Origin of the sequence: Mucilaginibacter dorajii (assembly GCF_024808255.1) — a bacterium.
Lineage (GTDB): Bacteria > Bacteroidota > Bacteroidia > Sphingobacteriales > Sphingobacteriaceae > Mucilaginibacter > Mucilaginibacter dorajii.
Genome location: NZ_JANTYS010000008.1, coordinates 242,606 through 265,305 on the forward strand (window position 1 = coordinate 242,606; position 22,700 = coordinate 265,305).

Below are 22,700 nucleotides of genomic sequence, written 5' to 3' on the forward strand. Positions count from 1 at the left end.
AAATTACAATTATAACCATTGATTTTAAACTTAACCCAAACATTCAAATGTATGAAACAACTTCTACATTCTAAAGCTCCTATGCCCATTGGCCTGGGGCTTAATGAGAGAAACCTACGCGATAGTTATTTTAAACAGGTATTACGGATAATGAAACTTACGGGCGCCCTTTTATTTGTGCTGACTATGCACCTGAGCGCATCCACTATGGCGCAAAAAGTGAGCCTTTCCAAAGAAAATGATAACCTGAGATCAGTTTTAAAGGAATTGCGAAAACAAACCGGGTATTTGTTCATGTACAATAACCAGGTTATTAAAAAGGCCCGGCCTATCTCTATACACGTTACCAATACCGAGCTTGGTGACGTGTTGGCAGAAATATTTAAAAATCAGCCGTTAACCTACGAACTGGACGATAATACGATCATTATCAAAGAGCCCGGTCAGTCATTGGGTAATGGGCAAGCTGAAAAGCCTGCCCCGATACGCATTACCGGTAAGGTGGTTGATAAAAAGGGCGTGCCCATTCCGGGAGTAACCGTGCAGGTTAAAGGTACCTCAACTATTACCTCAACTTCTATCGACGGAGGATTTGTTATCAATGCCGAAAAAGGGAGTGTTATTCAATTCCGTTTTATTGGGTTTGAAATGAAGGAGATATTGGTGGAGAACCAAACAACGCTTACCATTACCCTTAATGAAGATCAGAAAGGTTTGAACGAAGTAGTTGTAGTGGGTTATGGCACCAGCACCAAAAGGGAGCTGACCAGCGCCATTTCGACTGTTAAGGCCGAGCAATTTAATGCCGGAGTAGTAGCAACACCTGCCGACCTGCTTGAAGGTAAAGTGGCCGGTTTAAACATTACCAACGATGGCAACCCTAACGGAACTGCAACGGTTACACTGCGCGGGCCTTCGTCGTTACGTCCCGCTGGCTCATCGCCGTTTTATGTGATTGATGGTGTGCCCGATGCTGATTTTAATTTGCTGGCTCCATCAGATATCGCCTCTATCGATGTACTGAAAGATGCATCTGCTGCCGCTATTTACGGTACACGGGCTACTAACGGTGTAATTTTGGTTACTACCAAAAAAGCCAAAGCCGGACAATTAAGGATGACATATGATGGCTATGGATCAATAGAGAAAATATCCAATTCATTTAAAGTAGCTACTGCCGATCAGTTAAGGGCTTATGTTAAAGCCAACGGACAAAGCTTTACACCGGCAAATGATAACGGTGGCAATACCGATTGGCAAAAAGCGGTTGAACGCAGCAATGGTTTTTCGCAAAATCACAACCTTTCTTTTGGCGGCGGTACAGATAAAACACTTTATAGCGGAAGTTTAAATTACCTGGATAACCAGGGTATCGTAAAAACAAGTGGCTTAAAGCGTATTATAGGCAGGCTTAATGTTTCGCAAAAAGCGTTGAACGATAAGTTGAAACTCGATTTTTCGGTAAGTAATTCGGTGACCAACTCGGGATTACTGGTTAACGATATCCCTTTATCTACAGCAAATGGCCAAAGCCCCGGATTGTTTAAATCAGTTGTACAGTACTTACCAACCCGTACAATTTATAACGCCGATGGCACACTTTATAATGATCCTACTTTAAAGTTAGGCTATAACCCGGTGGGGCTGATCACCAATGATACTTATAAACAAAAAATTAGTCTTTTACTGGCCAATACCCGTGCCGAACTGCAATTGCCATTTGGCTTATTGTATAATTTGAACCTGGCTTACCAGGACAGGGTCACAAATAATAATACATATTATGATTCGGCATCTGAATTGGCGCCGGGCCTTAACGGCAAGGCTATCCGCTCAACATCCGAGGATACCAAAAAGCTGTTTGAAAACTATTTAACGTATACACACAACTGGAACAATGAGCATGACCTTAAGGTATTGTTTGGCTACTCGTTTGATGAAACTTCAACAGGCGATGGCTTTCAATCAGTTGCGCAAGGTTTTCCATCTGATGCCACCAGCTATTATAACCTGGGTTTGGGTAACCAAACCGGTGTTAATTCCGATCTTGGAAATACACAGCTCACCACACTGCGCTTAATTTCATTTTACTCGCGGTTAAACTACAATTACTTAGGTAAGTATATTTTCCAGGCTTCAATTCGTAGAGATGGATCAAACGCGTTTGGTACCAATAACCGCTGGGGGTATTTCCCGGCAGCTTCGGCGGCGTGGCGCGTTATCGACGAATCGTTTATGAAATCGCAAAACCTGTTTGATGATTTAAAACTTAGGGTTGGTTATGGGCAAACAGGTAATTCATTAGGTTTTAGCCCATACACGCCAATTACCTTATACGGTACCACAGGTAGTTTTTACTATAATGGTGCTTACACGGGTGCTATTGGCGTAACGCAAAATCCCAATCCAAATTTGAAATGGGAAACCACAGCAACCTTAAACGGCGGTGTCGATTTTTCGTTGTTGCAAGGACGGTTAGCGGGATCAGTTGATGTTTACAATAAAAAGACAACCAATATGATCTATTCTATACCTGTTTCGCTGATCAATAACTTTGTAAATACCACCATAGCAAACGTTGGCAGTATGACCAATAAAGGGGTAGAGATAGCGTTAAACGGAACTCCTGTAAAAACAAAAAACTTTACCTGGAGCAGCTACGGAAATATCGCCTTTAATAAAAATAAGATCATTTCTTTAGGTAAGGATGTATCTAAAATATATGTAGGTGACCCGGAAGGACCAGGCCAGAGTGGTATTAAGGTTTCTATTATTGAAGCAGGGTATCCGCTGGGCGAATTTTACACCTTGAAGTATATCGGTCGTACTAACGGTGTATCCACTTATATGGGGGCAAACGGGCAGCCTACTACTACACCAACAAGTGCCGATCAAACCTACGCCGGTAACGCGCAGCCAACTTATACATTTGGCTGGGGTAACGATTTTTCTTATAAAAAATTCAGCCTGAATTTCTTTTTCCGCGGTCAGGGGGGCAATAAAATCATGGATGCCTCATTGGCAAGCTTTAACCAGCCTACGCAGGCTTCGGCGCATGGTGTGCCTACCTTAACATTAAGCGAGCCGGGTAATGATGTAAATGCCAACCTATATTCAACACGCTATCTTGAAAGCGGGGCTTTCATCAGGTTAAGTAATGCAACTTTGTCTTACAAAACCAAGCTGCCGGGTAATTATGTACATGGGCTGCGGTTTTATTTGACCGGTACTAACCTGTTTATCATTACCAAATATAAAGGGGTTGATCCGGAGTTAAACCTTAACCTCAACAACCAGGCAAGCGGGCAGTTTATAGGTATGGATAGTAATAACTTTTATCCAAAAACAAGGAGCTTCCTGGCTGGCGTACAAGTAGATTTATAATACCCTAAAACCTAATTGACATGAACTTCATAAAAAAATATAAAAAACTTAGCTTCATAGCTTTGCTTGCGGGGGCAGTTTATCTGTCGGGCTGCACAAAATTGGATGTTACGCCCAAGTCGGCGCTTACACCCAGTAATTTCCCAACTACGGCTGCCCAGTTTGTAGCGGCAACCGGCCCTATCTATACCTCGTTTCGTACTTCACCAGGCCGGGAGTACTGGCTGTTGCAAAACCTGAGCACAGACGAGAGCGTACTGGTAGCCCGTGGCGGTAACTGGTTAGATGGTGGTACCTACTCTACCGTAAATTTACATACGGTAACGCCGGATAATGGCATGATAGAATCGTGCTGGTCATGGGGGTATACTACCATCAGTAATTGTAACAAGGTATTATCGTTATTTGCATCGGCACCAGAAAGTACTTCTAAACAACAAACCATTGCCGAGATAAAAACCATGCGTGCTTTATCCTATTTTTATATGATGGATTTGTTTGGTAATGTGCCTATATCTAAAACCTTTGGCGATACCACCAATTTAGGTACACAGCCAAGGGCAACAGTGTTTGCTTTTGTTGAAAGCGAGTTACTGGCGCAAATTCCTAATTTGAGCGCAACGGTAGGTGCTTCAACTTATGGCAGACCTACAAAATACCTGGCGTATGCTATTTTGGCTAAAATGTATCTGAATGCAGAATACTATATAGGGACAGCAAGATACCAGGACGCGGTTACCATGTGCGACAATATTATACAGGGAGGCCAGTATGGTTTGGATGCTGACTATTTAGGCATGTTTAAACCAAATAACGGACCCGGCGTAAAGGATTTTATTTTTGCCATACCTTATGATGCTTTACTGGCGCAGGGCATGTATTACGCGCGGTGGACGATTAACCCCAATTTAGCCACCAAGTATAAAATGCCTTACACTCCCGATGGCCCTGTATATACTTATAAGCAATATTATGCCTTGTTTAACGACGCTAATGACGTGCGTAAAAAACAATACCTTGCCGGCAAGCAATATAATAACGACGGAACACCGATTAACATTACCACAACCAATATAGGTCTTGATGCCAGCTACAGCGGATCTGACCCTAACGGTGTTGTTGTACACCAGCTGGAGTTTACCCCGGATATTGTATGGAAAAATGCCGCCACTTTTGATATTGGTAATGATGAACTTGCTAACGAAGAAGGTTACAGGAACAATAAATTTTACCCGGATAGCCTGAGTACTACCCGTAACCAAAGTAACGATGTGCCGATGTTTAGGTATGCCGATGTTTTATTAGAAAAAGCCGAAGCCATATTAAGAGGAGCAAATGCTACCAACGGCCAAACTGCATTATCATTGGTTAACCAGGTACGCACACGTGCCAAAGCTGCCAGCCTTACTTCTGTGGCTTTGCAGGATATATTGGATGAACGTGGAAGAGAGTTGGCGATGGAATGCTGGAGAAGAAACGATATGATCAGGTTTGGACAATTTGAAAAAGCATGGGGTATAAAAACCGATGCCAATCCCAATAAACGTATTTTCCCTATTCCGCGACCAGAAATTCAGTTAAACCCTAAATTAACCCAAAATCCGGGTTATTGATAATCCTCTTAATAATCCCCGGCCGGAAATGGCCGGGGATTATTCTTGATGAAAGAGTTTTTTTGCAACTATAAAACTTTGATCTTTAAAAGCGACCAGTAAATTAAAAACCTTTATAAAATATTATGAGAGTAATCCTGTTATTCCTGTTTTCGGTAATCTTAATCAATACTGCGTTTGCGCAACAAAAAGTATTTAATATCAAAAAACTGGGAGCGGTGGCCGATGGCAAAACCGATAATACCCGTATTATACAGGGGGCTATTGACCGGGCTTTTGAAGCAGGTGGGGGAACAGTTTGGTTTCCGGCAGGTAAATTTGTAACCAGCGTTATTCATATACGGTCAAATGTAACATTGTACCTGGCGGCCGGTGCAGAATTACGCGCGTCTGTGAAACGTATTACCTATGGCCCGGGAAAAGCATCTCCGCTGATTTGTGCAGACGGACAACAAAATATTTCTATTACCGGCAAAGGTACCATCAATGGGCAGGGTGAAGCGTTGTTAAAGGATATTTACCGGATGCTGAACGATGGGACATTAAAAGATACAGAGTGGAAAACCTATAACGACTGGCACCAATTACGCCCGGAGGAAGATAACAGGCCCAAGCTTATCGTTTTTAAAAATTGCGACAAGGTTACGCTCAAAAATATCACCATTAAAAATGGTTTATGCTGGATACAGGATTACAGAAGCTGTACCAATATGGTTATTGACAGTATCAGCGTAATTAGCAATACATTTTTAAACAACGATGGAATTGACCTGGTCGACTGCAAAAATGTAAAGCTCACCAATAGCTTTTTTAATGTAGCCGATGACGGGATTTGCCTCAAATCATCCGATCCGCAAGGAGCCTGCGAAAATATATACATAGCCAATTGCAAAATACGTTCAAGTGCCAGTGCTTTTAAAATGGGAACAGCATCCTGGGGCGGGTTCAAAAAAATAAAGGTTCGGAATATTTATGTATATGATACCTACCGCTCGGCCATTGCCATTGAATCAGTGGATGGCGCTGTTATAGATGGCATTGACATTCGGGATGTTGTTGCAAAAAATACAGGAAACGCCATTTTTATCCGTCTTGGAAAGCGAAATAAGAAAAGCCCGCCGGGATCTATCAGTAATGTTTACATCGGGAATGTTAAATGTGAGGTACCCGCCGGTAAACCAGATGCCGGTTACCATATGGAAGGCCCCCCCGAACAGTTTGCTCATAATATTTTTCCGTCCTCCATTACCGGTATGCCTGGTTTTGAACCAAATAATATCACCCTTGAAAATATTGCCATTAATTATCTTGGTACTGCCCAAAAACAAGTCGCTTACTTCAGCACCGATTCATTGGACAAAGTGCCCGAAAAAGCGGCTAACTACCCTGAGTTCTCGATGTTTGGTGAATTACCGGCCTCCGGATTTTACGTAAGGCACGCCGCTGGTATAAAAATGAAAAATATAGATATCACTTATACCGGCAAAGATTTTCGGACTCCTTTTATTTTTGATGATGTAAACAAGCTGAGCCTTGAAAAGGTAAATGTTATCCATACGGATATATTACCCATCATGATCCTGAATGGCGTAAAAGACCCATTATTACTGGATATTCAGCCAACTCAGGATAACAAGAAAACTATTAAAGTGCAGTAGTTTATTACTCATAGCTCGGCTAATTGAATTACAAACAGAAATAAAAATGATGATAGGTAATAAAAGCCTCCTTAAATATTTGCTGATATATTTTATTTGTAGTGTTTTTACCAATATTGCCCGTGCGCAATTGAACCTGCCTGCCTCTTATGCACTCATCAAAAGGGTGGTACCGGGGTATTCACAAAAGTTTAAGGTTCAGTTGCTGCAAAGTACTACAGCTAAAGACGTTTTTGAGGTTGACGGTAGCAAGGGGACAATTATACTACGTGGGAATAACGGTATCGCCGTGGCTTCGGCATTATATTACTATTTAACGCAGTACACACACTGCCAAATAACCTGGAATGGTACAAACCTGAATTTACCTGCTGAACTGCCTGTCCCCACAAAAAAAGTAAGGAAAAATACACCTTATGATTACCGGTACTATTTAAACTATTGTACCTACAGTTACAGCATGAGCTGGTGGGACTGGAAAAGATGGGAGAAAGAAATTGACTGGATGGCCCTGCACGGAATTAATATGCCGCTGGCCATAACAGGGCAGGAGTATGTATGGGATAAAGTTTATAAAGCCATGGGTTTTACTGACCAGGATATGAAGGACTTTTTTACCGGTCCCGCTTATTTTGGCTGGTTTTATATGGGGAATATTGATAAGTGGGACGGCCCGCTGCCTGCAAGCTGGATAACCAGTCATAAAGATTTGCAGGTTAAAATATTGCAACGCGAGCGTGAACTTGGGATAAAACCCGTGCTTCCAGCGTTTACAGGCCATGTGCCCGCGTCTTTTAAAACACATTTCCCGGATGCCAAACTGAAACAAACCAATTGGAATAACGGCTTTGCCGATACCTATATCCTTGATTCGGAAGATCCTTTATTTGCAGAGATCGGCAAAAAGTTTATACAGGAGCAAACCAAAGTTTATGGAACTGATCATCTGTATTCTGCCGATACATTTAACGAGAATGAGCCTCCATCAAATGATCCTAAGTTTCTGTCTGAACTAAGTGCGCGGGTGTATGCCGGTATGAAAGGAGCCGACCCGAAGGCGGTTTGGGTGATGCAGGGCTGGTTATTTTTCAGCGATCGTAAATTCTGGCAAAACGAACAGATTAAAGCCCTGCTGAATGCCGTGCCCAATGACCACATGATAGTGCTTGACCTTAATACCGATTATGAGCCGATATGGAAACGTACCGAAGCATTTTACGGTAAGCCATGGATCTGGAATATGCTGCACAACTATGGCGGCAACAACAGCTTGTTCGGCAGGATAGAGGCTGTGGCCACGCAGCCGGCACAGGCGCTTAATGACTCCAAGTCGGGACGTATGGTAGGCATTGGGTTAACAATGGAAGCTATTGAACAAACCCCGGTGCTTTACGAGTTAATGACTCAAAATACCTGGCAAAATAAGCCTGTTGATCTGCAGGAGTGGTTGCCCGGTTATCTTTTTAATCGTTACGGCGTAAAAAGCCAGGATGCCATAGATGCCTGGGAGATACTTAAAACCACCGTTTTTAATGGCAAAGATATCCGTGATGGTGCCGAGTCGATTATCACGGGCCGGCCCACGTTTGATTCTGCCGCTGTGTGGACACGTACCCACCTTAACTATAACCGCAAGGATTTACTGCCTGCCTGGGATAAAATGATAGCTGCCATACCGGCTTGCAGGCAAAGCAGTGGTTTTAATTATGACTTGGTTGATGTAACACGGCAAATACTGGCTAACTATGGCAGGCCGCTTCAGCAAAAATGGATCAAGGCTTATCGCGATAAAGACATTAAGGCTTTTGAACAGTACACTGCCGATTATCTTAACCTGATAACTGACATGGACAGGCTGTTGGCCACACAGAAAGATTTTATGCTTGGCCCCTGGATAGCAGATGCCCGCAGTTGGGGAACCAACCTCACCGAAAAGACGCTTTATGAAAAAAACGCGCGCAACCTGGTGACGCTTTGGGGCGGTGCCGATAGCCCGTTGCATGAATATTCCTGCCGGCAATGGAGTGGTTTGCTGAATGATTTTTACAAAGTACGCTGGCAAAAGTTCTTTGATGTGTTGAGGGAATCGCTTGAAAACGGTACGGAGCCCGACTTTAAACTATTCGACAAATCGATAAGCAACTGGGAATGGCAATGGGTTAATTCAACTGGAAATTACCCGGTTGTACCCGTTGGCAGCAGCACAATGCTTGCAGAGCAGCTCTATAAAAAATACAGGACAACCATGAGTAACGATCTTAAATAATGAAGATGAGTAATTTAAGTACGCCAACCGGTAAATCTGAAAATAGTATTTCAAAACCTGCAAGGTTGTTGTCATTAGATGCGCTCCGTGGTTTTGATATGTTTTGGATCATGAGCGGGGAAGGGGTTATACATGCGCTTGCCAAAGCCACCGGCTGGCCGGTTTTTGTATGGATGTCGGGCCAGTTGCACCATACCGTATGGAATGGCATCACTTTTTATGACATGATCTTCCCTTTGTTTTTATTTATTGCAGGGGTTTCCATGCCTTATTCCATGGGGAGTAAAGCCGGCAAACACGGCGTTGCTTATCCTCATCTTTTACCGGCCGCTGCCAAGGGCGAAATTTATCGCTCCATGATCAGGCGTGCCATTATCCTGCTTTTTTTAGGAATGGTGGTTAACGGCCTGTTTAAGTTTAACGGGTATGAAAATACCAGGTTTGCCAGTGTGTTGGGTCGTATCGGTCTCGCCTGGTTCTTTGCCGGTATTATTTATTTGAATTTCGGTATACGCGGTCAAATCGCCTGGTTTGGTATTTTGCTGCTGGGCTATTGGGCGGCAATGGAATGGGTGCCTGTACCGGGCTATGGAGCGGGAGTGTTAACCATGAACGGCAGCCTGGAATCCTATATCGATCGGTTGTTGCTTCCGGGCCGGCTGCATGATAAAGTACACGATCCCGAGGGAATATTATCTACCATACCTGCTATAGCCACTGCAATGCTGGGCATATTTACCGGTCAGTTTTTAAAGTATGAATCCCTAAAGTGGTCTATGTGGAAAAAAGGAGTTTGTTTAATAGCAGCAGGTATTATACTTATTGGTTTAGGGCTGCTCTGGAACCAGGGCTTTCCTATCAATAAGCGATTATGGAGCAGTTCATTCGTATTATTTGTGGGTGGCTGGAGCCTTGTTTTTCTGTCGGTATTTTACCTGATTATTGATGTTGGCGGTTGGCGAAAATGGGCTTTCCCTTTTGTGCTTATCGGGGTAAATTCTATTGTGATTTACCTTGCGGCTGAGGGGGTGATCGATTTTCAGCATACGGCTAATTATTTTTTCGGAGGGATCATCAGTCACATCGCCCAAAATTGGCAACCGGTATTTAATGCGTTATCAGTGGTGTTTGTACAGCTAACGCTCTTGTACATTTTATACAGAAATAAGATCTTCCTGAAAATATAATTTAAGGGGTGGTAGTAACTGTTATATAGGCGAAGCAAAAAAACGGGAACATAACGCTATCAACCGGGGATGAGGAATTGGAGGGATCAAATAGTAAATTGAAAGCCTGTTTAAATTTCTTTCAAAAATATCGTTATATCCTTCCTTGAGCACAAATACACGCGTCATTGCGAGGGACGAAGCAATCCCCGACTTACAGAGTGGCTGTGCAAATCCGCCCTGTAATTTGGGGATTATTAATATTATAATTTGACTTTTATAGGTATTAATGAGCTCCCTTTGGTCGGTTGTCTTCGTCGTACCTCCTCAATGACGATCTTTTTATTTATTTTTAAACAGACTCTAAGAGCCTGTTTAAATTTTCTTGAAGAATATTTTATATGATTTATGAGGCGAATATAAAGTGTCTGAGTTTTGTGGCGTTGTTGGGAAGCGAATAGAAATGGCGTTTTTGCGATGATTTTTTGATATTCGGGTGGTGACACTGGTTTGTCAGTGTAAGACAGATTTTGGACAAAAAAAACAATGCTTTTTAATGTAATTAACTGGTATACAGCCGATAAGGTGTTCCATCTTGTTGATTTTTAAGGGAGGTTTAATTAGTTGTTTATCAGTTATTTAGGTGTTCGGGGTGTTCCATTCGTTCCACCCGTTCCGGTGGAACAGTAACAAGGTAATGCATAGTACATCAGCTTAAGCAAGCAAAAAGCCTCAGTAGTTTAGCCGTTTTTATTTTTAAACAGGCTCTAAGAAATAAAATAAGTTTTGCAATGATAAAGTGTGTAGTTTTCTTTTTTATGTTCATGATTTTTTCCATGGTTTCCTGGGCTCAAAAACAAATGATCCCTAACCCGGTAAACGGCGGGTATTTTGCCGACCCTACAATTGTAAAAGATAAGGGGCATTATTTTATTTATGCCACCGTTGATCCGTGGGGCGATAAAGAGTTAGCCGTGCTGGAAACCACCGACTTTATTAACTTTTCAAGAAAGCACATCAACTGGCCAACAAAGCAGGCCTGTGCAAGCCCAACCGCTCTTGATGAAATGGTTTGGGCCCCATCCGTGGTCAAAGGGAAAGACAATAGATTTTATATGTATGTAGCGGTGGGGGGAGAAGTGTGGGGAGGCGTAAGCAATACACCGCTTGGTCCCTGGAAAAATTTGAAGAGAGATAATACCCCCATGGTAAAATCTACAGATTATCCCCATGTTCATAATATCGACCCGGATTGTTTTATAGATACGGATGGTCAGGCCTACCTTTATTGGGGCTCGGGATATAAATGGATCAACGGGCACTGTATGGCTGTAAGGCTAAAAGATGATATGGTTTCGTTTGATGGAGCCCCCCAGGATATTACTACGCCGCATTTTTTTGAAGGCGCGCACATGGTTAAGTATAACCAAACTTATTACCTCATGTTTTCTGAAGGGAAGGCAATTGATGCCAGCTACCAGGTAGGTTATGCAAAAGGCGCCGGACCGTTGGGCCCTTTCCGGGAAGATGAGCACCGGGTTATATTAAATACTTCTGCCGACAGTACGGTGATAGGCCCCGGCCACCATACTACCTTTATTGAAAAAGGACAACACTATATTTTGTACCATCGCATTTTTCCGCAGAAGAAATCTTTTGTGTTGCGTCAGCTTTGTCTTGACAGTTTGAATTTTGATTTAAATGGCAATATCAAAAAGGTGAGCACCAAAGGGGTACAAAGGTTCAATTGATTTTGTAGATATTCGCCCGGTAAAGTTAGCCAATAGATGCTGCGTGCCTACCCATGACAAGTTGTATACCAAGACTTACGAAGTTTTTAAAACTTCGTAAGTCTCTCGTCGCTTTGTCATTTCCACCTTCACCGCCCGCAGCTTTTAAAACTCTTATATTGCTTTTTATCAAGCCCCTACAAATAACTCAACCACCACTTCTCTTTATGCGCCTGCTTATAAGCATCATACCGTTTGCATAAAGGATATAGGCTCACTACTATAGCTATCCAAACCACATAGGCTATCGGTAACGAAAAGCCATAGCCTTTAAGATCGCTTGTGAACCAGATGGGTTTTTCTAATATCCAGATATGCCAGTTTTGGCCGGGCGTAAATACCGAGGCAATCATGGCTATCAGGTGGATAATATAGATATGGATGAGGTAATAAAACATCGGCACCCTGCCATAAACAGATATCACTTTTACCAGGCCGTTTTGCAGTTTTTCGGTAAATGCCAAAAACAATAGTGCCGAGCCGATGGTCATCAAAACATATAATAATGATGGCGGGTATTTATTCACTTTAATAAACGACAGGAAGGTGAAGAACGGTGTTTTCTGCACGCTCCATTTTACCGGATCGCCATAAAAGTTCAGGTACCTGATCACGATGAACAGCAAGATGGCTGCACCGCCAATCATCAGCAGGATTTTTTTGCGTTTTTCAACACTGTATTCGGGAGTAAACAACTCACCAAGGCAATAACCCAGCGGCATAATAGCCACCAGCGGGATAATAGGATAGCCAACCAACAGGATCTCTTTACCCCAGAAAAATGGCCGCTGGTCATGCAAAAACGCCCAGCCGAAACCGGCTAAGTTATTACCTGCCACATGAACGTTATCTAACAGGTTATGCCCAAAAACCACTAACAAGCAAACCACCAGGATAAGCTTTTTGGGCAGATGAATTAAACCCGCCAGCACAATCATACTAATGCCCAAAGCCCATATGGTGATAAACAGTAACATTGGGAAGGCGATGTTAAAATTCCATCCAAAATTTACCACTATCAACTCCAAAAATACCAGCCACAAACCACGTTTTACCAGGAAAACCGACAGCTCAGTTTTGGTTTTTTTGCGGCTCATTAAAAATGCCGAAGTACCCGCAAGCAGCATAAATATAGGCGCGCAAAAATGGGTGATCCAACGTGTGAAAAATAAAGCTACGCTGGTTTTATCCAGATCGAGCGGATCAAACAGGAACGAGCCCGAGTATAAATAATCGCGCACATGGTCCAGCGCCATGATGATCATGATAGTGCCGCGTAAAAAATCAATTGATGTGATCCTGGTTTTGGTGAGTGTTGTCATTGTGGGTAATAATCGGCTATAAAAATATTGTTTTAAGGTGGTATTTTAAAGTGTAATTGGTTATTAAACAGTTGTTTGGGCTATAATTCCAACCCGTTAACATCTGTTGACAGCACATCGCTCATATAATCAAAAAACGGGCGCATATTTTTAAAAGTGATGTTCACCAATTGTAAAAAATGATCACTTAAAACTTCCTCATCGGTAAAGCGGCGTATCAGCAAAAACTGTTTGTAGCGTAACAGATCGATAGCTTTATGATCGGCCTCAAAACCTTTGGCGGTAGTTTTTAACTGCTCGCCTTTTAAGGTGCCAAAGGTGGCTACAAAAGTCTCATCGTTTAGGATTGCCCGTAATGGCCGGTCGTCAAAAGCGATATCTTCCCTGATGAGTTTTAAATCCTGCGGACTTGGTCCCCAAAAACCACCGCCCACAAAGCTGTTGCCTGGTTCAACATGAAAATAGTAACCACCTCGCCGGCGTTTGGTGGCTCGTTTAAAGCTACCGCTCCAGTGTGTTTTATAAGGCGTTTTATCGTTCGAAAAACGGGTATCCCGGTAAATGCGGTAAAGGCTTTTTTTACCGGTAAGGGTTTCTATCTGGTCGTGCACATTAAGCTCCTGTAACAGTGCATCGGCAAATTCTTCAACCAGGGCAAGTTCCTTTAGGTAGTCGGTTTTATGCAGGTTAAACCAATCGCGGTTGTTGTTGTCTTTTAATTGGTTTAAAAAATCAAATCCTGAAGGATATATGCGGGCGGTATTGGTATCGCGTTTGGCCATAAATTGGAATTATTACTTAAAGAAACATCATGCAAATATACCATGCAACTATTGTTTACATGATTACCGCTTACTGACAAATTATTTACCTTAGTGTATCTCAATATTGAACTGCCATGAAAATAGCTTTAGCCACGCCGCCCTTCTCCAAATCAGTTGACGATGCCTTATTCTGGCTAAAAAAACTGGTGCAGGAAGCTGCCGGGCAGGGGGCAGATATCATCTGTTTTCCTGAGTCATATCTTCCGGGCTACCCGCTGCATGAATTTAAACCGAAGGATCGCACTCCCGGGATATTGGAAGCGGCTTTAAAAAGTGTGTGCCAGGTAGCCGCGGAATTTGGCATCGCCATCATTATCCCTATGGATTGGCATTTTGTCGATGGTATTTATAACCTGGCGTATGTGATCTCGGCAAGTGGCGAGATCCTGGGTTATCAAACCAAAAACCAGTTAGATCCGAGCGAGGATAAAATGTGGCTGCCCGGCACCAAGCGCGAGCTTTTTGAGGTAAAGGGCCTGAAGTTTGGCATCGCCATATGTCATGAGGGTTTTCGCTACCCCGAATCGGTACGCTGGGCCGCTATGCGAGGTGCCCATATTGTTTTTCACCCGCATTGCACAGGTAGCGATGTTGATGGCCCGCATTTAACAGACTGGGGTGCGAGGAGTAACCCTTATTATGAAAAAGCAATGATGATGCGAGCTATTGAAAATACCATCTATTTTGCAAGTGTTAACTATGCGTCTAAATACCCGGAATCGGCCACTTCATTGATTGCGCCTGATGGAGACCTTGTGGCCTGGCAGCCGTATCGTGAAGCTGGTGTGCTTGTTGCAGAGATTGATCTCGATTTGGCTACAGGATTGCTGGCGAAAAGATTTAAGCCGGGGTTGGTTGGATAGATTTGACGTTTTGTTTTAATGTAGAGGCGCAATATTTTGCGTCTCCAGCTATACAGAGCGGATTTGTAGCGGAGGTATGGTTGATTTGCGTGTTCGATTTGCACGCGGGAGACGCAAAATATTGCGTCTCTACAAAAAGAGGCATTTTCTTAAAACTTCACAAAATCAGTGAAAACCATCTGCATAAAAGCTTTTCCCAATAATAAGGTTTCGTCTGTGTTAGCCTGTGGCTGGTTTTTATCTTGTATGTAGCTGATGGTATTGCCCGCCATATCAAAGGTTACAGCTTGTTTGGGCAGCATAAAGCCCAGGCCATTATCCCAATCAAAAAATGCAAAATCTTTGGTGTAGTGGTTCAGCAGGTTTTTCGACCATTTAAATTGCTGGTGAGGCAGGCCTAACTGGGTAAGCAGGGTAGCGGCTATATCTGTTTGGTTGCCCAGTTTATTGATCCGCATGCCCCTGTACTGCGGCTTAATAGCATCGCCAAAAAACAACAACGGAATATGGTATTTACGCGGCATATACGGTTCCGAAATATTAAGCGGCAGTCGGTGCCCATGATCGGCAATTAAAATGAACAGCGTGTTTTTATACCAGCTTTGTTTTTTGGCTTCATCAAAGTACTGTTTTAAACTGGTATCGGTATAATAAGCAGTGCTCCTGAATTTATTGCTCAGGTCATCGCCCGGGAAATGCGGCGCTACCGGGATCTCAAAAGGTTCGTGGTTGCTTAGTGTTTGCACGTAGCTAAAAAATGGCTCGTGCTGTTTATTGAGGAAGCCAATGTTCTTTTTAAAAAGAATATCGTCGTGAGCCCCCCATTTAGAGTTCATTTCATTGGGCTTAAACTCATTCCTATCTATCAGGTTGTCAATTTTATGGCTCAGCAAATAGGCCTTAAAATTCATGAATTCGCTTTCGCCGCCATAAAAGTAGGACGTGTTATATGCCTGCTTTTTAAACACGTCACTTAGCGTAGGCAGCTGTTGCTGCTTCTCGTTATCAATAATAATGGTACGGGTAGCCTGTGAGGGAAAGGCGCTCAGGATAGCGATGATGCCCTTATCGGTACGATCAGACGCGGCGTAAACATTATCAAACAAAACACCTTGTTTTATAAAATCCTCAAAGTTGGGGGCATCGCCTTTTTCGCCGCCCAGGGAGGCTATCAGGTCGGCAGTAAAGCTTTCCAGCTGGAAGATCACAATGTTGGGTTTATCGGTAGTGAGGATTTTAACTGTACTGTCTTTTTCTACCGCATACATGCTATCAACCAAAGCCGCTGCTTTGGCCTCGGGCATAAATATGTACGGATTGCCCGGGGTTTCTATATTTTCGACTACGTTTTGGATCAGGTTCCACTCCGTATTTAAAGCCGCCTGGTTAAGGATGGGCTTCGATGAAAAATAGGCATTGCTTTGGGCGATAGGTGCGAGTTGTAAGCCACTCCTGATAAAAAACAGGGTTAAACCCCCAAACAAAACAACAATAAATGGTTTTGCCAATAGTGGGGCCTTAGGCTTTTTAAAATTAAAGTCGATGACGTAGCGGGCCAGGAAATAGCCACCCGCAAACACCGCTGCAAAAATCAAAAAGGTTAAAAACAGGGGCGATGAACTGGCCGCCGCGAAAGCCTCGGAAGGCGCGTTAAAAAAAACATCAAATGCCCTGAAGTTTACTTTGGTGCCCCATTCGCGAAAGATGTTGAGGTTTACCGCCGTAATAATGGCAATGATGAAAATGGCCAGGTTAACATAAAATTTAAGCCAAAAGGGTTTAATATTATACCGGGTAAACCAGTTAGCGCTAAAAACAAGTAAGGGAATAATGCTGATGTAGCCTGCTACGGATGCATCCATCCGGATGCCGTAAACAAAGGTTTGCCATATCTCATAAGCACTGGTGCCGGCAAGTTTATCATGAAAGTATATTTCAAATGTAACCCGGCAAATGAGGGCCATGATGATCCAAAAGATAAAGAATCTGCAAAAACTGAAAAGGCTTCTTAACATCGGGATCCAAAAGTAGGGATTAAGCCCGATGTTAAGAAGTGTTTAATAGTCTGTTAAGTAAATATTAAATTACGCTGACATGTAATGCTTTAAAGGGGAAAGGTCTGTGTTTCAAATCCCCTTTTGAGAACTGCTTGTGTGTACACATCTTGTTAAACTTTTAGGCACAATAAAAAGAGTTGTCATTTCGAACGAACCGGTGGGGGTTTATGCGCCGGAGGTGAGGAGAAATCTTCTACGTGAGGACATTCGGCATAGCAAGGCGTCGAAGATTTCTCCTCGCCCACCGCTTTCCCCTGCGCATGCTCGTTCGAAATGACATTTTCTTTAAAAAAAGATATGTGTACACGGTAGCTCAAGAGTGGATTCGCACGTACCCCAAGCTTTTATCCTTATCAATTTACAAATAACACCGATAGCTCATTACACATCACACCAATCTCCTCCACGGTATTATAATAATGTACCGATGCCCTTACGTTACTAACCAGGTGGTTCTTTTCCATATAAATAAGGGTGGATATGGCCTTGCCTACCGAAACATTAATGTGTTTATCTGCCAGTTTGTTTTTTACGTTGATGCTATCTACGCCGTTTACCGAGAACGTTACAATTCCGCATTGCTCGCTGCCAAAATCATGAACGGTAACACCGTTAATAGCGCTAAGCTGTTGCCTCATGGTATCGGCCAGGTGTTGAACGCGTTGCCAAATCCGGTCAATACCGATATTAAGCGCGTATTCAACAGCTTTGCTCAACCCTAAAGTAAGTGCGCGGTTTTTTTCATAAAGTTCAAAACGGCGGGCGTCATTACGCGGGGTAAAATCATCCAGGCTTACCGTGGGGGCGCTAAAGCCGTCAATAAACAGCAGTTTTAGTTTGTCCTGAAAGGTTTTCTTTACAAACAAAAAGCCGGTGCCACGCGGTGCGCGCAGGTATTTACGCCCGGTTACCGATAGCATATCGCAGCCAATTTCTTTTACATCAACAGGGAGTTGTCCGGCACTTTGGCAGGCATCAACCAGGTAAAGGATGCCATGCTTTTGGGCAATTTTGCCAATGGCCACAATCGGGACCATCCCACCAGCCGTTGATGCGATATGCGTTATGGCTATTAGTTTGGTTTGGGGCGATAGGGCCGCTTCCAGTGCTGGCAATGAAAAATTACCTTGTTCATCGTTGGGGATAACTTTGATCACAACACCGTGGTTTTTCTTCGCATTAAGAAAGCCCAATATATTGGTTACGTATTCCATTTCGCAGGTAATGACCTCATCGCCGGGTTTAAAATCGATACCGTTAAAGGCGGTGCCCCAGGCTACGCTGGCATTTTCAACCAGGGCTATCTCCTCCTTTTCGGCATTGATGAGGCGGGCTATCAATTCGTAGGTATTGTCCAGTTGCGCTGCATATTTAGCCTCGGTTTCGTAGCCGCCAAAAATGGCTTCTTCCTGTAAATAACCAGTAACCGTATCAATCACAACATCAGGTGGTAAGGCCGATCCCGCGTTGTTAAAGTGCACACGATGTTGGGTACCTTTGGTTTCACTCCTTAACTTTTTTATTTCCTCGTCGGTAAATGGGGTTATCACCATTGCTCTATTAAATATTATCGGTTAAAAATTAATCTCCATCATGATATCCGCGCGACCATAAGTACCCGGTTTTACAGGTATTTCTGTAAAGCCTAACTTGTGGTAAATATGGATGGCGTTTTTCAATACCCTGCTTGAAAAAAGGATGAGTTTTTTTACGCCCATTTCCCTGGCTTTATCAATACCGGCCTGGCATAAAAATTTGCCGGCACCACCGCCGTGGTATGCTTTATCAACCGCCATTTTGGTGAGCTCAAAAGTACCCTCTTCAATAAAACGCAACCCAACGGTGCCAATAATAACATCGCCGGCCGCCGCAAAGTAAATTTTGCCGCCCTGGTTAAGCATGGCTTCATCGGGGTTTTCTAACACCCATTTATCCAGCGGTTCTACTACAAAAAATTCCTCAAGCCAGGCTTTGTTAAATTTTTCAAAGTAGGGCTGATATTGAGGCTGGTAATCAATTAACTGCAGTTCCATTTTTTCAATAAATTATAATAATGCAAAGTAAAGGCATTCATCTGTAGTAAAACAGATTCAGTTTTGTTAATTTTGACCATAACAGATTGGATAATGGAAAAAGCAATGCCACCCGCTCACGACGATTTTTTGTATGCGCAGATAGTAACCCGTATTGAAAAACAGATTAAACAAAATCTGCTTAAATCTGGCGACAAGCTGCCATCTGTACGGGCTCTGAGCCTGGAGCAGGGCATCAGCATGAGCACATCCTACAAAGCTTACGTTGAACTGGAAAATATGGGCATGATAGAGGCGCGACCAAAATCGGGCTATTATGTGAAGTTTTTACCTTCAAGGCGCAGCAGCGCGCCTGAAGTTAAACCCCCGCTAAAAAAGATAGAGCAAGCCAGCGTAAGCCAAATGATCAGGCTGGTGAGCCAGAACATGAGTGAAGCCACCGTGCTGGGCTTGTCCCGCTCATCGCCGCCAATCAGTTTGATCCCCCTGGCCAAGCTCAGCAAATCAATGATGGAAGCCATCCGCAAAAGCCCCAGCGGTAATATTCAATATGAAAACCTGCAGGGCAATCTTTCATTGCGCACGCAGGTAGCCAAAAACGCCTTTAACTGGGGCGGCAATATTACAGCCGATGATGTGGTAACCACCCAGGGCTGTATGGAGGCGCTGGTGTTTTGCCTTCGCGCCCTTACCAAGCCGGGGGATACCGTGGCGATAGAAAGCCCCACCTTCTTTGGTATTTTTAATGTGATGCTAAGCCTGGATTTAAAGGTTTTGGAAATACCTGTAGATCCGGAGACGGGCATCGACATTGAATACCTGGCCGAGGCCATGGATAAGGTTGATATCAAAGCCTGCCTGTTTGTAAGCAACTTTAGCAACCCCGTAGGTAGTTGTATGCCCGGCGACAGGAAGAAACAATTGGTAGAACTCATAACCAAACGTCAGATCCCGCTGATTGAGGATGATATTTACGGCGAGATCTATTTTGGTAAAAGCCGCCCGCATACCTGCAAAAGCTACGATACCGAAGGCTGGGTGTTGCTGTGCTCGTCGGTAAGTAAATCAATTGCGCCTGGCTACCGGGTCGGCTGGTGTATACCGGGCAGGTTTAAAGACCAGATCATCAATATAAAAATGATGCATACCATCACTTCTGCTACGCCAACGCAGGCTGCGATAGGCCACTTTTTTGAAACAGGAAGGTATGATTTGCATATGCGTAACCTGCGTAAAGCTTTATACACCCAAAGTTTAAGATATGCCCAGGCTATTACAGAACATTTCCCGCCGGGCACAAAAATAAGCAGCCCTGCGGGTGGTTATGCCTTATGGGTTGAGCTTGATGCCCGGGTAAATGCCTTTGAATTATACCAGGCCGCAATGGCGCATAACATCAGCATAGCCCCCGGGCAAATTTTTAGTACCGATGCCCGCTACACCAATTTTATCCGGATTAGCTACGGTATTACCTTTGATGATGTGGTAGATGGAAGCTTTAAATTGCTGGGACAATTGATTGAAAAAATGATATAGATGAAATTGATGATAATTGTTAATTGTGATAGGTTTTTTCTATTTGGCATAATTGTCTCTTAAAACTCAACAGTATAATGGTACGCCCTGCCACCCCAACAGATACCCCCGCCCTTAGCCAACTGATCATTTTGGCCATGGGCCAGCTTGCAAATAAATTTGCCGGAAGCGATGATCAGGCAAAAGTAATACAACTGTTTGAAAAGTTTGCAGGCCAAACCGGCAATCAATATAGTTATGAAAACGCTTTGGTTTATGAAGATGAAAGTGGAGTGTGCGGAATGATCCTTGGATACGATGGCGGCGATCTTGAAAAATTAAGAGCACCTTTTTTAAGCTACATCAAAGAAACCAACGGCTTTAATCAACCCATAGAAGATGAAACCCAGCCCGGCGAATATTACATTGATTGTTTGAGCGTATTTTCCGCCCAACAGGGAAAGGGGATTGCCAAAGCACTGATCAAAGCGCTGATTGAACATGCTGCTAAAAAGGGCTATTTTACAACCGGCCTCATTGTTCATCAAAACAATCCGCAGGCAAAAAAACTGTACCTCAATCTTGGGTTTAAAGTGGTTGATGAGCGGGTTTTTGTGGGCGATGTTTATGAGCATTTACAATATTCAGATGGCAGGTAATGTCCGGATCTTTAAAAACAACAAAGTCTTTTTAAGATCATAATATCACAAATGGGGCTATGGCTTTGTTAAAGCCGGTATCTTCGCGCTTTATAACAACCGGATTGAGCAAGATTACTTTGTACTCTTTTTAAATCCGGCAGGTAAATAGTAATTGATATGTTCTCAACACTTGCAGTGCCCAAAACAATAAAGGAAAGGCACCTGGGGATAGCCAATTTACTGGCTTTTGCATTGCTCCCCCTTTCCGGTTTCGCTACAGATATTTATATTCCATCGTTACCTACTATGGCGGCCGAGCTGCATGTGGGTAGTATACAGGTACAACTAACGCTCACCTTGTTTTTAATAAGCTATGGTGTTACGCAGCTTTTTATTGGCAGCGTACTGGATAGCTTTGGCCGCTACCATTTAAGTTTGTTTTGCCTGTTGCTGTTTGCCGTAGCCAGTTTTGTTATTGCAAATACCAATAACATTTACATCATATACCTGATGCGTATTTTGCACGGTATTACCGTTGGCGGTGTAATTGTATCCAAACGCGCTTATTTTATCGATCTGTTTTCGGGCGATAAACTGAAGAATTACCTGAGCATGTTTTCCATTATCTGGTCTACCGGCCCAATTGTTGCCCCTTTTTTAGGCGGGTATCTGCAAGCCGCTTACGGCTGGAAATCAAACTTTTATTTCCTGGGGATATTTGCTGTAATATTGGTGGCATTGGAGCTGGTTTTTAGCGGCGAAACACTTAAGAACTTTGCCACATTCAACATTAAAAAGATAGGCGGGGTTTATGCCGATATGATCAAAACATCAAGCTTTACCCTTGGCCTCATCATGATAGGGCTGGCTTACTGTATGGTGATGATTTATAACATGACAGGGCCTTTTATTATTGAGCATACCCTTCATCTATCGCCCGTAGTAGCGGGCTATAGTTCGTTGGTGTTGGGCGTAGCCTGGCTAATAGGCGGCCTTATTGGTAAAGCCACCATCAACAAGCCCTTTTTTAAAAGGATGGTGCTTAACCTAAGCTTGCAGGTATTGTTTGTAGTTGTCATGCTCATCAGCATGCGCTATATCACTAATTTATTTACGCTGATATTTTTCGCCTTTATTATTCATATAGCGGCGGGTTTTACATTCAATAACTTTTTTACCTATTGCTTAAGCCGGTTCCCAAAAAACGCCGGGATAGCCAGTGGCTTAACGGGCGGAGTAAATTATATGATCGTTTCTTTTTTTAGCTATAGCATTGTGGCTTTATTGCCCGCAAAAGACGAGCATAACCTGGCCTACAGCTACTTTGTATTGATCATGCTATCGGTTATTGTAATGCTGATCCTGAAGCTAAAAAAGGAGTTGTTAAGCGAAGGGGTATAGTTGGGAATGGCTTTAAATCTGTCAATTAAAAACTGAACTAAAAGAATAATTAATGTCGCGCAAAGACGCTAAGAGAAATAGGCAAATCGAATTGCGTCTTAGCGTCTTTGCGCGAGAAAAAATCTTTATGACCTCTGTCGGGGGGGGAACCTGTTAAAAAATAGGGC

The 22,700-nt window shown here is 43.2% G+C and carries 15 protein-coding genes; 10 read left to right on the forward strand and 5 right to left on the reverse strand.

Features of this window, described 5'->3' with window-relative positions; genetic code table 11:
* The first annotated feature begins 51 nt into the window (after window positions 1–51).
* The 6 genes from FHS10_RS13325 to FHS10_RS13350 all read left to right on the forward strand — a co-directional run bounded on the left by FHS10_RS13325 (window position 52) and on the right by FHS10_RS13350 (window position 11,838).
* A complete protein-coding gene (locus tag FHS10_RS13325) occupies window positions 52–3,384 on the forward strand; it encodes a TonB-dependent receptor (protein WP_259091402.1) in 3,333 nt (1,110 codons plus the stop codon).
* Between the two features lie 20 nt (window positions 3,385–3,404).
* Complete coding sequence (locus tag FHS10_RS13330) at window positions 3,405–4,997, forward strand: RagB/SusD family nutrient uptake outer membrane protein (RefSeq protein WP_259091404.1); 1,593 nt, start codon at window positions 3,405–3,407, stop codon at window positions 4,995–4,997.
* A 125-nt stretch (window positions 4,998–5,122) separates the two neighbouring features.
* Window positions 5,123–6,655: a glycoside hydrolase family 28 protein gene (locus FHS10_RS13335; protein WP_259091408.1), complete on the forward strand. Its 1,533-nt coding sequence runs from the start codon at window positions 5,123–5,125 to the stop codon at window positions 6,653–6,655.
* Between the two features lie 46 nt (window positions 6,656–6,701).
* The gene (locus FHS10_RS13340) at window positions 6,702–8,921 is read left to right on the forward strand and encodes an alpha-N-acetylglucosaminidase (RefSeq protein ID WP_259091409.1); all 2,220 of its coding nucleotides are present in this window, start codon (window positions 6,702–6,704) and stop codon (window positions 8,919–8,921) included.
* Window positions 8,922–8,926: 5 nt separating this feature from the next.
* Complete coding sequence (locus FHS10_RS13345; protein ID WP_259091411.1) at window positions 8,927–10,108, forward strand: acyltransferase family protein; 1,182 nt, start codon at window positions 8,927–8,929, stop codon at window positions 10,106–10,108.
* Window positions 10,109–10,878: 770 nt separating this feature from the next.
* Window positions 10,879–11,838: a family 43 glycosylhydrolase gene (locus FHS10_RS13350; RefSeq protein WP_259091412.1), complete on the forward strand. Its 960-nt coding sequence runs from the start codon at window positions 10,879–10,881 to the stop codon at window positions 11,836–11,838.
* Between the two features lie 176 nt (window positions 11,839–12,014).
* Here FHS10_RS13350 and FHS10_RS13355 read toward each other — a convergent pair whose 3' ends face one another.
* On the reverse strand, window positions 12,015–13,199 hold the full coding sequence (locus FHS10_RS13355) for an acetyltransferase domain-containing protein (RefSeq protein WP_259091413.1): 1,185 nt from the start codon (window positions 13,197–13,199) through the stop codon (window positions 12,015–12,017).
* An 80-nt stretch (window positions 13,200–13,279) separates the two neighbouring features.
* On the reverse strand, window positions 13,280–13,981 hold the full coding sequence (locus FHS10_RS13360) for a DUF2461 domain-containing protein (protein WP_259091419.1): 702 nt from the start codon (window positions 13,979–13,981) through the stop codon (window positions 13,280–13,282).
* Between the two features lie 116 nt (window positions 13,982–14,097).
* On the opposite strand from FHS10_RS13360, the gene FHS10_RS13365 reads away from it, so the two are divergent.
* Complete coding sequence (locus FHS10_RS13365; RefSeq protein WP_259091420.1) at window positions 14,098–14,886, forward strand: carbon-nitrogen hydrolase family protein; 789 nt, start codon at window positions 14,098–14,100, stop codon at window positions 14,884–14,886.
* Window positions 14,887–15,035: 149 nt separating this feature from the next.
* Here FHS10_RS13365 and FHS10_RS13370 read toward each other — a convergent pair whose 3' ends face one another.
* The 3 genes from FHS10_RS13370 to FHS10_RS13380 form a co-directional block, all read right to left on the reverse strand.
* On the reverse strand, window positions 15,036–16,850 hold the full coding sequence (locus FHS10_RS13370) for an LTA synthase family protein (RefSeq protein WP_259091422.1): 1,815 nt from the start codon (window positions 16,848–16,850) through the stop codon (window positions 15,036–15,038).
* A 446-nt stretch (window positions 16,851–17,296) separates the two neighbouring features.
* The gene (locus FHS10_RS13375) at window positions 17,297–18,496 is read right to left on the reverse strand and encodes an aminotransferase class V-fold PLP-dependent enzyme (protein WP_259091424.1); all 1,200 of its coding nucleotides are present in this window, start codon (window positions 18,494–18,496) and stop codon (window positions 17,297–17,299) included.
* Window positions 18,497–18,517: 21 nt separating this feature from the next.
* Entirely contained in the window at window positions 18,518–18,976 is a 459-nt protein-coding gene (locus tag FHS10_RS13380; protein ID WP_259091425.1) for a GNAT family N-acetyltransferase, read from the reverse strand.
* A 93-nt stretch (window positions 18,977–19,069) separates the two neighbouring features.
* Between FHS10_RS13380 and FHS10_RS13385 the strand changes: the two genes are divergently transcribed.
* The 3 genes from FHS10_RS13385 (at window position 19,070) to FHS10_RS13395 (ending at window position 22,533) form a co-directional block, all read left to right on the forward strand.
* Window positions 19,070–20,512: an aminotransferase-like domain-containing protein gene (locus tag FHS10_RS13385; RefSeq protein WP_259091426.1), complete on the forward strand. Its 1,443-nt coding sequence runs from the start codon at window positions 19,070–19,072 to the stop codon at window positions 20,510–20,512.
* 77 nt (window positions 20,513–20,589) lie between these two features.
* The gene (locus FHS10_RS13390) at window positions 20,590–21,150 is read left to right on the forward strand and encodes a GNAT family N-acetyltransferase (RefSeq protein ID WP_259091427.1); all 561 of its coding nucleotides are present in this window, start codon (window positions 20,590–20,592) and stop codon (window positions 21,148–21,150) included.
* A 159-nt stretch (window positions 21,151–21,309) separates the two neighbouring features.
* Entirely contained in the window at window positions 21,310–22,533 is a 1,224-nt protein-coding gene (locus FHS10_RS13395; protein WP_259091429.1) for an MFS transporter, read from the forward strand.
* Window positions 22,534–22,700 lie beyond the last annotated feature (167 nt).

What these genes read in the sequence shown, in the direction of transcription:
- FHS10_RS13325 (WP_259091402.1), top strand. Translation starts at nt 52, where the DNA reads ATGAAACAACTTCTACATTCTAAAGCTCCTATGCCCATTGGCCTGGGG.
- FHS10_RS13330 (WP_259091404.1), top strand. Translation starts at nt 3,405, where the DNA reads ATGAACTTCATAAAAAAATATAAAAAACTTAGCTTCATAGCTTTGCTT.
- FHS10_RS13335 (WP_259091408.1), top strand. Translation starts at nt 5,123, where the DNA reads ATGAGAGTAATCCTGTTATTCCTGTTTTCGGTAATCTTAATCAATACT.
- FHS10_RS13340 (WP_259091409.1), top strand. Translation starts at nt 6,702, where the DNA reads ATGATGATAGGTAATAAAAGCCTCCTTAAATATTTGCTGATATATTTT.
- FHS10_RS13345 (WP_259091411.1), top strand. Translation starts at nt 8,927, where the DNA reads ATGAGTAATTTAAGTACGCCAACCGGTAAATCTGAAAATAGTATTTCA.
- FHS10_RS13350 (WP_259091412.1), top strand. Translation starts at nt 10,879, where the DNA reads ATGATAAAGTGTGTAGTTTTCTTTTTTATGTTCATGATTTTTTCCATG.
- FHS10_RS13355 (WP_259091413.1), bottom strand. Translation starts at nt 13,199, where the DNA reads ATGACAACACTCACCAAAACCAGGATCACATCAATTGATTTTTTACGC.
- FHS10_RS13360 (WP_259091419.1), bottom strand. Translation starts at nt 13,981, where the DNA reads ATGGCCAAACGCGATACCAATACCGCCCGCATATATCCTTCAGGATTT.
- FHS10_RS13365 (WP_259091420.1), top strand. Translation starts at nt 14,098, where the DNA reads ATGAAAATAGCTTTAGCCACGCCGCCCTTCTCCAAATCAGTTGACGAT.
- FHS10_RS13370 (WP_259091422.1), bottom strand. Translation starts at nt 16,850, where the DNA reads ATGGCCCTCATTTGCCGGGTTACATTTGAAATATACTTTCATGATAAA.
- FHS10_RS13375 (WP_259091424.1), bottom strand. Translation starts at nt 18,496, where the DNA reads ATGGTGATAACCCCATTTACCGACGAGGAAATAAAAAAGTTAAGGAGT.
- FHS10_RS13380 (WP_259091425.1), bottom strand. Translation starts at nt 18,976, where the DNA reads ATGGAACTGCAGTTAATTGATTACCAGCCTCAATATCAGCCCTACTTT.
- FHS10_RS13385 (WP_259091426.1), top strand. Translation starts at nt 19,070, where the DNA reads ATGGAAAAAGCAATGCCACCCGCTCACGACGATTTTTTGTATGCGCAG.
- FHS10_RS13390 (WP_259091427.1), top strand. Translation starts at nt 20,590, where the DNA reads ATGGTACGCCCTGCCACCCCAACAGATACCCCCGCCCTTAGCCAACTG.
- FHS10_RS13395 (WP_259091429.1), top strand. Translation starts at nt 21,310, where the DNA reads ATGTTCTCAACACTTGCAGTGCCCAAAACAATAAAGGAAAGGCACCTG.